Origin of the sequence: Halomicronema sp. CCY15110 (assembly GCF_016888165.1) — a bacterium.
Lineage (GTDB): Bacteria > Cyanobacteriota > Cyanobacteriia > Phormidesmidales > Phormidesmidaceae > Halomicronema.
Map to the genome: position 1 here is coordinate 1 of NZ_JACSWC010000340.1, position 12,045 is coordinate 12,045.

Here is a 12,045-nt window from a genome sequence, read left to right on the forward strand (position 1 = left end):
TTGTCTGCCTTTGAGGCGATTTCCCGCGTCCTTACCTCACAACAAGCTGATTGGCTACTGGGTTGAGCAATTACCTTATATGTTTGCCTTGCCACTGCTGTTAGACAAGCAGCTAGATTTTTGGCCGTCGATGGAAACTAGCCGCAAACTGATTTCTAAAAAATGGTTCTCATTTTTTGCCTTTGCGATCGTCTTGGGGGTGATCAATATCATCGGGGTGCTATTACTCGGCATTGGCTTATTGGTGACTTTTCCCCTCACCATTTGCGCTCAGGTCGCCGCCTACGAAGATATTGTGGGGCTGAACTCCGTGGCTGACAGCGAGCCCACCGATACGATTTAATCGCACGCGGCCCGTCGCACCGTGGAGAGGGCAGAGGCTGGAGTCTCGGCCCTCTCTTTTGATTTAAGAGCGACTTTCACAACACAGTGAATTAGGCCAAGGCGTCCTGCTCCAACTGGCGAGCGATCGCAATCATCGTTTCGGTCAGCGGGTGTTTTGGATGATACAAGCAGAAAATGCCCCGGCTCGCCAGTCCGGCTAATTCTTCTGTGAGATAGAGAATCCCCGCGACCGGATGATCGTAGGTATTCTCCAGCATGTGCTTTACCACTCTGGTCTCAATAGTGGGTAACACGAGCGAGGGCACCAGCCACGTTTGCGAAATTTCTAACTGCTCAATGATTTCGATCAGGACGGCGGTACGCTGCAAATCATAGGGATCAAGCTGCATCAAAATCAGCGCACTATCAGCTAATGAGAGCCCCATTAAATTTTCGTCGGTCAATTCCGGTTGATTATCAATCAGCCAAAAATCTAGAGCTAGCTCATTGCCCAACTGTTGCAGCAGTTCATAGGGTTTTTCCAAGTCATATTGCTGCGGCAGCGCCCGCCGTTGGACATTGCCTTGAGTGAGATAGCGGGCTAGCGAGCTGATATAAATTCCGGCTGAGGCATCTTGGGGCGGATCGCCATGGAGGTAGCGCTCCGCCTTGAGCACCTCCGGCGAGCGGTCATCAGGCTGTAACCACCAATAGGCCACGGCATCAGTTGACACATCAACTTCTAAGCCGAAGAGCGATCGCATGCCCCCAACCTGCAAATCGGTGTCAAGCAGCCCCACCCGATAGCCACAATGCATCAAAATGACGGCCAAATTGGCAACTAAATGAGAGCAACCAATACCGTGACGGCAAGCTTGAAAGGCAATCAGTCTGGCCATTAGCTTAAGTTGCCGTTTCCATCGCAACGGCAGTTACAACCCTGAACTGGAGAAAATCAATAGGGGTGATATGGCAGCGACCTGAGAACACACGATTGAGCCTCCCTATATGAAGCTTATCATCGGCCACCAGCAGCATCCTCAGCACATATTACGGGATTGCTCTGATAATGGGTTAAGTGTAGCTTTATCTCGCCATTTCTCCACTCAAGCGCACTATCTAGAGCTTAGGGATTGGCAGGTAAATAATGTACCCATCGTCCGGGCCAGAGGCCCCTCGCCCCGACCACCAACCCTAGTAGGTTATTTTTCGGCAACTCCCTTATCGGCGACGAGCCTGGAGCTTTTGGTATACCGCCTTGAGGTCAACTTGGTGATGGGCGAGCGCTACCAGAGTGTGATAAAAGAGGTCAGCCACTTCCCCGGCGATCGCCTCGGGGTCATCATCTTTACAGGCCATTACGACTTCGGCCCCTTCTTCCCCAATCTTTTTGAGGATTTTGTTGTCGCCCCCCTGCAATAGCTTGTTGGTGTAAGACTCGGCCTGGGGGTGCTGCTGGCGATCGCAAATCACCGCAAACACCTGGGACAGCGTATCGGCGGGAGGTGCCGTTACGGTGCCCGCAATTTGATGAAAGCAACTGCGCTCGCCAGTGTGGCAAGCAATGTCACCTTCCTGCTGCACCGTGATCAACAGGGCATCACTATCGCAGTCATAGCGGACGGTCTGCACCTTTTGCAAATGGCCCGAGGTCGCCCCTTTATGCCATAGTTCTTGGCGCGAGCGACTCCAAAACCAGGTGTCGCCAGTTTCCAAGGTTTTTTGTAGCGAGGTGGCATTCATCCAGGCCATCATCAGCACCGTGCCGTCGAGATAGTCTTGAACGATAGCGGGCACCAACCCTTGTTCGTTATAACGGATGGCGTCGATGGGAATAGCCGTGGCAGATAAGGACATGGGCGATCGCGATACTCATTAGCCTCCCCATTATCCTCCTTTGCGCCCCGTCGTTAACTACCCTTGTCGGCTAATGCAAAAATTGGTTGGGCTTGGGTTTTGCCCTTGAGGCTCATTACCCCCAGTGGCACCGTCGCAAAATCGGCTTGAATCTTGTCCGCCATCACTTGATTCATCCAAATTTCGTTTTCTCCCGCACGGCTCATGATGCGTGATGCCGTATTCACCGTATCCCCGAGCACATTGAATTCTCGCCGCCCCCGGCGCTCCCCAATCTCGGCGGCAAATACTGACCCATAGGTTAGGCCAATGCGACAGGTGAGCTGAATGGGCTGTCCCTGAACAGTTGGCGGCTTGATCGAACTCACCACATCGCGAATCATGAGCATGGCCGCCGCCGCCCGCTGGGGATCGCTCTCGTCAGGATTCAGCACCCCAAAGTGAATCAGCATTTCCGAACCAATCGAGTGGTAGGTGACCTTTTGCAAAATCCCGCCCTTCAGTTCAACAATGCCGTTGATGAGAGAAAAGGCTTGGGAAAAGCAATCGACGATCGCTTCAGTTTCTTCTGGCAGGGCTTCATCGACCGACTCTGGCAATCCCATCAGATTGACAAAGGCCACCGCAATGGTGGGAAAAGCCGGGGGAATGCGCCGCTCAGAGGCGGTATCAACAATCAACTGCAACACCGATCGCGGCATGTAGCTGGCTAACGGTTCCACCCGCTGCAGCACCGTCTCAATTTCTTCTAATAAACCGGAGACAGTGCGATCAAAAAACATGGACGTGCTGCGTCGTCGAGCCACCGTGATTTCATATTCCCCCAGTTCCTCGTCGCTCAGGTCATCCAATACCAACCAGTGTTGGTCATCACCGTTTGGGAGCAGGGCGACGCGATCGTCCAACTGCGCTTTCACTGCGGCGGTCAGCGACACCTGCTGAATGCTGCCCGCCCCCTCAGCCTGTTTGGCTAGCGTCACCGCCTGTCCGAGCAAGACATGGGCCATCCGCTGGGGGGTGCCAATATCAGCAGTGACATAATTACCCGAGTGAATGCCGACCCGCATGTTGAGCGACAGTTCGCCCCGCAAGGTGGCAATTTGCTGAAAGCTATCCATTGCTCGCTGCATTCGCAAGCCCGTGTTGATCGCCTGGACAATATCGCGCTGCGCATCGCCCGTATTGAACTGCACCAGCAGCGCATCGCCGGTAAATTCCAGCAAGTTGCCGCTCGACTTGCTGATGATTTCAATCATGGCGGAGAAATAATTATTCAACACCCGCAGCAAGAGTTCTGCACCATCTATGCCCTCTACTGAGCAGGCTTCGAGGAGGGGCGTAAATCCAGCTAAGTCGGTAAATAGTAAGGTGCCTTCTTGCCAGCAATATCGCTGCTGCCCGGGTTGCGGGGGGCTATCACACACATCACGGGGCACGTAGTCGATCAAGACGTGCTGTAGCGTCCGCAAATGCTCAAACACTTTGGTCAGCATCGATGGCGACGGATCGACCCAGGCGGCAGCATACAAATCAGTCGGCAATAGCCATCGCAGTTGGCGTTCTAGCGCCGACAAGGGGTGAGTCTGGGTATCGGCCACTGCGCAAGGCCCCTGAGTATTCATCCGGAGATTCCCTCAAAGTTAACAGACTCTACGAGCACAACCATGGTAAATCCGGCGATTTCCGCAGGATAGAGCCCAGCTAGTTCTCTGTGTACCCAATACAGTCACGAGATTTTACAAATTGGCTACAGAATGTCACATTGCGCGGCTGGGCTGAGGCGATCGCGATGATGCCAGCAGGTCACATCCTCAGCAAATGTTTATGACATTCTCAGATTACCGGGCGATTTCGCCGTTAGGTTTAGGCGACCTTGCTCGTTTTTAGTCGGTTCTGGAAAAAGTCTCTTAGGGATTGCAAAGCTTTCACGCTGTCGCGGCGACTTTGGCAAATGGGCTATACACAAACTGGATGGGTCGGCACAACTCCCAGAACTGGCGTACCCGGCCCCCCAGAGCAGGAGCACAATCGCTGACGAGCAGGTCGATAGCTGTGACTGATGGAATCAGATTTATGCGTCAACTCGATCGCCTACATATTGAAGTCACCAATGTCTGCAACTTCAAATGCGAGTTTTGCCCCGACGCAATTATGGCTAGGCCGCGCGGCCACATGGCATTCGAGCTGCTGGAACGGTTGCTGACTGAAATCGCTCAAGACCAACTCGCCCGCATTATCACCTTTCACCTGATGGGCGAGCCCTTCATTTATCCCCACATTTTTGAAGGGATTCACAGTGCGGTGGCGCGATCGCTCCCACTCCATCTCACGACCAACGGCAGCACCTTTCACTTATTTCCCGAGCAGGTGGAACGGCTGGTGCGATCGCGAGTCCCCAAGGTTGCCATTTCTCTGCAAACGCCCGATCCTCAGACCTTTCAACTCCGCGGAGCCCCACCCCGACTCGCTTCAGAGGCTTATTTCGAGGGCATCGTTAATTATGTGCAGGCCAATTTGCGATCGCCAACATCGCCCACCCGGATCCACATCAAATTTTTAGATACGACGCCGCATCCTTTTCTGGTGCCCCATAAACCGTTGACGATTGTGGGTGGCAAAACCCAGATGGTGACCGAACTCACAACCTGGGCGAAACGCCTGCTCAACGGTATTCCTACCAGCGATGTGGACTGGGATCACATCCATCGCCGCATCCAAAAGTTTCGCCCAGGACGGTGGCAATTAATTCCCCTCCATCCCAAACTGGTGCTAGAGACCTTTCCCCTCGACAGTTGGGGCAATGTGGAAGCGGGAACCGTAACGCCTGCGCAATGGGGCTATTGCAACGGGGCAGCTCAACAAGCGGGCGTACTGTACGACGGCACGGTGGTCCCCTGCTGCAAAGACTTTGAGGGACAAATTCCCCTCGGTCGGGTGACGGAAAAACCGTTAGCGGACATTTTGACTGGCAGCCCAGCTTGCCAACTGCGGCAAGACTTCAATCGACTACAAGTTAAACATCCCGTGTGTCAACGCTGTATAGGGGCTGACACACCACTGAAGTCGGCTCTGCGACAGGTTGGTTCAGTGGCTTATTTCAAAGCGTATAGTCCGGTAATGCGACGGATGCAACCAGGCTGGGGAGAGGTATGATCGAAATGAGGGAGCAAGCAACTTTGTCAATCTCCATGAACAAATGTTAAGTTAATATTTGTAACGAACCGCTAGAGGGCGTGTTATGAAATTTCGACAAGAGCTTCCCCTTGAGCAGCAGTTTGAGCTTCAGGTTTTTGAGCAGCAGGTACAACAGCTTTCCAGAGAAGATGCTCAAGCACTCCTAGTGCAACTGCGTGAGGCGATGCTGTATCAGTCCACCGCGTTTCGCGAAATTTTGAAAGAGTCGTGGGGAATTGAAAAGGGCTTTGAAGCTGGGCTCGGTGACCTGGTCTAGCCAAGCTCTGTAGACACTAACTGAGGAATATTGGCCATGACTACACATCAGCTTTACCTCAATCAAGAAGATGAAACTGAAAACGCCAGTGGGGTTGCAGTCATTTTCTTTTTGCTGGGCGCACCGAACATTTACAGCGTCTTGCGTCAGCGATCGCATCCCTCCACAATGGAGCATAGGATGCCCATCTGGGCGGTAGGGGTAGGTATTCTCACCTTTGCCATGGTTGGAGCCTGGGTGTGTTTCAACGCCATGGGCTAAACCTCGTTCGCATGAAACGGCAATAAGTAGTCCGACTGAATCGGGGGCACTCGTTGCTGGTCAACCAACACTTGATAAATGGCGACGCTGGTTTCGGCCCGCGTGGCGACCTGATTAGGCCGTAGTCGCTGATTGTTCGGGACGGCAGTGATGAACTGTTTGGTCAGGGCGATCGCGGTTTGTCGCTGAGCATATTGCGGCACTTGGTCGCTATCGGCAAATTGGGCTAGCACCTCTGGGGTAGAGACTGGGCTTGTAGCGTATAAACCATTGACTAGGGCAATCCAAATTTGCACTCGCAACAATGGATGACTAGGCGCAAAGGTACGATCAGGGAAACCGCCCATAAAGCCGCCACGGTAGGTGTTCTGAATCGCGTCAGCAGCCCAAAAATCCGGCGGCACGTCAATAAACTGAATATTCGGTCTAATCGTAGCGGGAGCAAACGCATTCACAATTAGAGTCGCAAATTGCGCACGCGTAATGGGGCCGTCGGGGTCAAAGCGGCCATCACTGCGACCACTGACAAGGTTTAATGATGCGAGACCGTGAATAAACTCAGCGGCCCAGTGGTTGTCGATGTCGCTAAAGGTGGGCTGAGTAGTATCGGGCCGCACAATGTAGGGCGATGGGATCTGTGTGGCTAAGCCCAGCGCTACTTGACCCTGATAAATCAATGCTGATAACTCGCCCCGCGTCATCGCTTCGACCGGGCGTAGAGAGAGCGGATCAGGATAGTTCACGACGAGTCGTTGACGGGTAGCCGTCGCGAGGCTGTCGACTGCGTAACTGGGGATCTGGGCGCGATCGCGGTAAATGCCAATGTCATCCACCCGCCCCCCGGAAAAGTTCAACCCATTAGTGACTGCCACTAGCGCTTGAGTGCGGGTAATGAAGGTGTCAGGGCGGACGGTGCCGTCCGGAAAGCCGCTCAGGAAACCCGTGGTGTAAGCGTAGGTCAACGCGCCGTAAGCCCAAAAATTTGACGACACATCATTAAATCGCCGGGCCGATCGCCGCTGGGGACGGTCGGGAAAGCTCGCGGCGATGAAGGCGGCAAACTCCGCCCGCGTCACCGAGCGATCGGGCCGAAAGGTGCCATCGGGGAGTCCAGCGATCGCCCCCGCCGCGACTAGCCCATCCACAAACGGGCCAGCCCAATGATTCGCCATATCAGGAAAGCGCTGAGAACCGACTGGCCCTCCGGTTTGCGGATCTTCAATCTCGGGGGACGGTGGCGTCTCCGGTTCCCCATCGGGAAAGTCGGACTGCCGAGCCAGCAAGCTGGGAGGTATGGCACTGGCATCGGGCAGCGTGCTCGCCATCAGCGCAACGCCACCTTGTAGCCGTTGCGGGATCACGTCATTACCGCAGGAAGTGAGCGATCGCTGGGTGACGTTGTAGACATCAAACTGGTCATTATCACGCACGATATTCCGTCCCGGATCGGCAGCCTGACCAAAATCCGCCGTACCCAACCCCGTCAGATGTAGGCCGTAGCTCTGATTTTGGCGAAGGTGATTGTCCCGCAGGACGGGATGGGCCGTATCGGCGATCGCGATGCCTGTATCACAACGCTCCACTCGGCAGCTACGAATTAACGGCGCTGAGGCGTCACGGAGCCAAATGCCGATGCGGTTACGCACCGCCTGTACTCGCTCTAGTTGGCCTTTACTTTGGGTAAAAAAAGTGATCCCAGCTTGACCACAATCTTCTAATTGGCAGTCTTGCAACCACGGCAAGGCGCGATCGAGAACGACGATCCCATATTGATCACATTGACGCACGAACACTCTTTGTAATTGGGGGTGACCATCGGCCAACCACAGGCCAATCCCTTGGCGCTGAGCATTGGCAATGATGACAGAATTGAGTCGCGCTCCGTCGGCCACCCCACAAGTGACGGACGGCAATCCCAGCAGGGGATGCTGAAATGTGCCCCCGCCCTCAATCAGCGTCATTGGGCGATCGCCCGACCACTCCCCTCGCACTTCGCAATCCGTCGGAATCATTAAGGGAAACCGTTCGCCGCTGGTCGCGTCATAACGCCCCGCCGTGAGCCGAATCAGGGTGTCACCACGGCTCTGACGCAAGGCTTGGGTCAAAGTTTTGAGCGCTTGAGTCGGCTGCCGACCGGTGTGAGCATCTTGCCCGCGGCGGGAGTCAACGTAAAGCAGGAGTTGAGCCATAAAGTCGGCCTATCAAAGACTGGAAGATTACCCCCGTCCCCCGCTATGGCTGTTGCAGTCAAGCACTGAACAGTCCCGACATCAGCTTAGAATCGCAGGGGGTGGGGACAATTGAGGCAATTGAGGACAGATATTGCTGCAAAATTTTACTGTAAGTTGGCAGTAATGCCCTATGCCGACATCATTGCGTTGATGGCCAGCGTTGATGACCAGTACGCGCTCACCCTAGCGCCGGGCGAGTGGCCAGCGTGGCACCTGGCTGCTCACGGTTAAATTCCGGCCATCTTACAAGAAAATTCCCGGTTAGGGTTACACTGCAAACGACAGACAAGCCAGTCTTTGAGGAAATGACCATGATCCAACTGGTGATTGGGTTAAATGTGGCGATCGCCCTCGTTGGCTTTGGGCTCGCGTGGCGGCTGTGGCGACTTAGACAAACCCTGACCTCGGCCACCGTGGCCCTCGACACCCTGGAGCAAGAGGCTCGCCTGGCACTGAGTCCAGATCAGGCTCCGGCGCAACTGGCGGAAGGTCGGGAAGCGATCGTGTTTGCTCGTACCCGGTACCGTCGCCTGCGGCAGCAGCTCCAGCAGCTACGGCAAATTTTTAGCATGGCGGTCATGGTTCTCCGCTGGGTGCAGCGTGTTCGTCCCCAACCTCACCAGATGGAGAATCAGTGATTAAATAAAGGGCATTGCGGCGTGATTTGACCGTCATTGCGCGAACTAGCCATGGGTGAATAAGGAGGAAATCGAGTGGCAGAGAATAAATCTGGGGCATTTCTTGGGGGGGTAGTCATTGGTACGGCCATTGGAGCCGTCACGGGCTTGTTAGTTGCGCCTCGCCCCGGCAAAGAAACCCGGCAATTTTTGCGCAAATCAGCGGACGCCTTACCCGAAATCGTGGAAGATTTGGCCACTTCTCTACAATTACAAACTGGCCGCTTATCCGAAGCGTCGCAGCGCCGCTGGGAAGGGACACTCGGTCGCTTGCGGGAGGCGATCGCGGCGGGACAAGAAGCCTCACAGCACCAATATGAAGACCTGGTGGCGCAGGAAGAACAGCCCACCAGCGATTACGACAACTAGCTTTAATGGTCGTTGATGGGGCGTTGTGAATAATCCGGTTCTCTGGTTGTGCCTTTCCTTTTTGCTGCTGTCAGTCAGTTTGACAGCGGTATTTGTGGTGCTGGTACCCGCCGTTGTTGAGATGAGCCGCGCCGCCCGCAGCTTTGAACGACTCTGCAACACCCTTGATCGCGATTTGCCCCCAACGCTGGAATCTTTGCGACAAACCACGGATGAAATTGCCCGCCTCACCGATGACGTAAATGCCGGGGTAAAAAATGCCGGGCGCGTTGCCCAGCAGGTTGATCAGAGTGTCACCACGGCCCGCATGCAAGCCAAACACGCTCAAATCAATACCCGTAGCCTCATGGCAGGACTGGGAGCCGCTTGGACAACGTTTAATCAATCCGGTGCTCAGAAATCGGATAGCCGGGGTCGTTCCCGTCCGGCGCAAATGTCGAACCCTGAGACTTTGTCAACGACTCAGGCTGGGAGCCCCCCCCCCGTCGCCGATGGCGATCGATCAGCAGATCCCACAGTACCGCCCGCTTCATCCTCCACCGGCGCGGCGCAGGACACCCACGCCATTAACGAAAAGGCGGTGAGTGAGCGCGATCGCGCCGCTGCCCACTCGGCGGATGGCAGCCCTACCGACCATGATGCGGCCTCTACCGCTAATGACTCTTAACCGCAGCCAGGATTAGCCCCTTTCGCTTAATGTCAACTGGCGGAAACTCATCTGATGAACCCCTGATCAGCCAGAATCATCAACATCCAACGAATTGCTGTTTCTGTCAGGTTTTCTGAGAACCGCGTAATTCATCCCTTAGAATAAGGTAAACATCTGTGAACAGATGAGGGCTCGTGCTAACCGAGTTCTCATAAAAATAAGGATTCGCGCATGAGAGTTATGGTCACTGCCACGGCTGCTTGGGTCAAACAATACTCGTTACGGTGGGTTTTGGCGATTTGGGTCGGGGTCATGGGCTGGAGTTTTGCAACGCCCACGGCACTGGCGTATGACAACCCTGACCTGTTGCCCGAGGAGCCCACCTTCATCATCGACTTGGCCAACTCTCTCAGCTCGTTTGAAGAAGAGCGACTCAACGATCGCATTCAAACCTTTCAAGATGAAAGTGGCTGGAAGCTGCGGGTACTGACGCAGTACGATCGCACCCCTGGCCGAGCGGTGAAAGAATATTGGGGCTTAGACGACCACAGCGTTTTACTGATTGCGGACCCTCGGGGCGGCAACTTGCTGAACTTCAGCGTGGGCGATGCGCTATTTGACCTGCTGCCCCGCACCTTTTGGATTGAGTTGCAGACCCGTTATGGCAATCAGTTTTTTGTCCGTGACAATGGCGAAAATGCCGCCATTCTGGAAGCGCTCGGCTCCATTGAAACCTGCTTAAGAAAAAATGGCTGTGCCGTCGTACCGGGCCTTCCCCAAGAGCAATGGATTCTCACCCTGGTGACCTCGATTGTCGGGGGCGTCATTGCTGGATTTGCGGCCCATCCTCGCAAACCGGGCCAAGTCATCGCTTGGCAGTGGGTACTGATTTTTTCGCCGCTGTGGGGCATCCTGTTCTTTGCCTTTGGGATGGGCCCAGTGGTGACTCGCACTAGCGACTGGATTCCTTTAACGCGCAATATCGCGGGCTTTGCCATTGGTTTCTTGGTGGCGTATCTGACTTCCACCCTCGGGGAGTCATCCTCGCCTTCCGAAACTTAGATTGTTAAGGGTTACAACGGGCTGGCAGTGGGGCTAATTCAGCGCAGTAAATTGTGGGAAAAAGCTACCACACTATGGCTCGTCCCAAAATTAAAGCAAGTTTGCCGCCAGGGTTGATTGTGCAGCTGGGCAAAACCGTCTGGTACACGATGTGGCAAGTGATGATGTCGCGACTCGCCCCGAGTGATGACCAGGGCTCATACACGCGGCCGGCCAGTGAGTTTCGCCATGCTATCACTGCCGATGGCCCTTACCCGCCCGATCGCGATCGCTATCGACTGATTGTGGGCATGGGCTGTCCCTGGGCACATCGCACTCTGGTCACTCGTGCTTTGAAAGGGTTGGAAGCGGTGATTCCCCTATGGCGCGTGTCCCCGTCCCCCAATGAAGGATTCTGGCTGTTTGAGAATCCGGGATCGGAGTGGCGATCGCTGCCGGAGCTATACCAAACGGCGCAGTCTGGCTATCAGGGACGCAGCACCGTGCCCGTACTGTGGGATACGCACACTCGCACGGTGGTGAACAACGAAAGTGCTGAGATCATCAAACTGCTTAACACAGCGTTTAACGACTTTGCCGCTAATCCCGACTTAGACCTTTATCCGGCAGATTTACGAGCGGCCATTGACGACTGGAATGATCGTATCTACCACGCGGTGAATAACGGCGTTTATCGCTGCGGCTTTGCCCGGTCTCAGACAGCCTACGAGGCGGCTGGCAAACAGCTATTTGAAACCTTGGATGAGATTGATCAGCAGCTAGCCACGCAGCGCTATCTCTGTGGCGATCACCTCACCCTGGCGGATGTACGGTTATTTCCGACGCTGTTTCGGTTCGATGCGGTGTATCACGGGCTGTTTAAGTGCGATCGGCAGCGACTGCGCGACTATCCCAATCTTTGGCCTTACGCCCGCGACCTTTATCAACAGCCTGGGGTGGCCGCCACCTGTGATCTCGATACTGTCCGCCGTGACTATTACGGTAACTTGTTCCCCTTAAATCCCGGCGGCATCATCCCCTTGGGGCCAAATCCCAAAGCGTGGCAGCAACCCCACCAACGTGATGGCTATCAAGGGAATTATTAAAGGTTATACCAATTCTCTATAAAGCTGCATAGAATAGAGCCTCAAGGATAAAGTCATAGCCGGTCAAGGAGGCGATGGC

At 54.7% G+C, this 12,045-nt stretch carries 12 protein-coding genes and 1 pseudogene; 9 read left to right on the top strand and 4 right to left on the bottom strand.

Going from position 1 to position 12,045, the window contains the following annotated elements:
• A pseudogene (locus JUK32_RS16285) lies at positions 1–343 on the top strand (hypothetical protein); the annotation flags it as partial.
• Between the two features lie 91 nt (positions 344–434).
• Here the strand turns inward: JUK32_RS16285 and JUK32_RS16290 are convergent.
• From JUK32_RS16290 to JUK32_RS16300, 3 genes are all read right to left on the bottom strand, one after another.
• Positions 435–1,223, bottom strand: a complete 789-nt coding sequence (locus JUK32_RS16290; RefSeq protein ID WP_204139922.1) for an AAA family ATPase — start codon at positions 1,221–1,223, stop codon at positions 435–437.
• 322 nt (positions 1,224–1,545) lie between these two features.
• Complete coding sequence (hisIE, locus tag JUK32_RS16295) at positions 1,546–2,181, bottom strand: bifunctional phosphoribosyl-AMP cyclohydrolase/phosphoribosyl-ATP diphosphatase HisIE (protein ID WP_204139923.1); 636 nt, start codon at positions 2,179–2,181, stop codon at positions 1,546–1,548.
• 53 nt (positions 2,182–2,234) lie between these two features.
• The gene (locus tag JUK32_RS16300; protein ID WP_204139924.1) at positions 2,235–3,803 is read right to left on the bottom strand and encodes an adenylate/guanylate cyclase domain-containing protein; all 1,569 of its coding nucleotides are present in this window, start codon (positions 3,801–3,803) and stop codon (positions 2,235–2,237) included.
• A gap of 430 nt (positions 3,804–4,233) precedes the next feature.
• On the opposite strand from JUK32_RS16300, the gene JUK32_RS16305 reads away from it, so the two are divergent.
• The 3 genes from JUK32_RS16305 to JUK32_RS16315 all read left to right on the top strand — a co-directional run bounded on the left by JUK32_RS16305 (position 4,234) and on the right by JUK32_RS16315 (position 5,893).
• Positions 4,234–5,334 carry a radical SAM/SPASM domain-containing protein gene (locus JUK32_RS16305; protein WP_309224563.1) on the top strand — a complete coding sequence of 367 codons (1,101 nt, stop codon included), beginning with the start codon at positions 4,234–4,236 and terminating at the stop codon, positions 5,332–5,334.
• An 85-nt stretch (positions 5,335–5,419) separates the two neighbouring features.
• Complete coding sequence (locus JUK32_RS16310) at positions 5,420–5,632, top strand: NblA/ycf18 family protein (protein WP_204139925.1); 213 nt, start codon at positions 5,420–5,422, stop codon at positions 5,630–5,632.
• 36 nt (positions 5,633–5,668) lie between these two features.
• Positions 5,669–5,893: a hypothetical protein gene (locus JUK32_RS16315; protein ID WP_204139926.1), complete on the top strand. Its 225-nt coding sequence runs from the start codon at positions 5,669–5,671 to the stop codon at positions 5,891–5,893.
• Here JUK32_RS16315 and JUK32_RS16320 read toward each other — a convergent pair.
• Entirely contained in the window at positions 5,890–8,082 is a 2,193-nt protein-coding gene (locus JUK32_RS16320; RefSeq protein WP_204139927.1) for an S-layer homology domain-containing protein, read from the bottom strand. The genes JUK32_RS16315 and JUK32_RS16320 overlap by 4 nt on opposite strands.
• Before the next feature lie 347 nt (positions 8,083–8,429).
• Here JUK32_RS16320 and JUK32_RS16325 point away from each other — a divergent pair, with 347 nt between their 5' ends.
• The 5 genes from JUK32_RS16325 to JUK32_RS16345 all read left to right on the top strand — a co-directional run bounded on the left by JUK32_RS16325 (position 8,430) and on the right by JUK32_RS16345 (position 11,966).
• The gene (locus JUK32_RS16325; RefSeq protein WP_204139928.1) at positions 8,430–8,762 is read left to right on the top strand and encodes a hypothetical protein; all 333 of its coding nucleotides are present in this window, start codon (positions 8,430–8,432) and stop codon (positions 8,760–8,762) included.
• 75 nt (positions 8,763–8,837) lie between these two features.
• Complete coding sequence (locus tag JUK32_RS16330; RefSeq protein WP_204139929.1) at positions 8,838–9,170, top strand: YtxH domain-containing protein; 333 nt, start codon at positions 8,838–8,840, stop codon at positions 9,168–9,170.
• Between the two features lie 25 nt (positions 9,171–9,195).
• On the top strand, positions 9,196–9,837 hold the full coding sequence (locus JUK32_RS16335; protein ID WP_204139930.1) for a hypothetical protein: 642 nt from the start codon (positions 9,196–9,198) through the stop codon (positions 9,835–9,837).
• 294 nt (positions 9,838–10,131) lie between these two features.
• A complete protein-coding gene (locus JUK32_RS16340) occupies positions 10,132–10,881 on the top strand; it encodes a TPM domain-containing protein (protein WP_239112744.1) in 750 nt (249 codons plus the stop codon).
• Positions 10,882–10,955: 74 nt separating this feature from the next.
• Positions 10,956–11,966 (top strand): glutathione S-transferase family protein, encoded by a 1,011-nt coding sequence (locus tag JUK32_RS16345; protein WP_204139932.1) that lies wholly within the window; start codon positions 10,956–10,958, stop codon positions 11,964–11,966.
• The last annotated feature ends 79 nt before the right edge of the window (positions 11,967–12,045 follow it).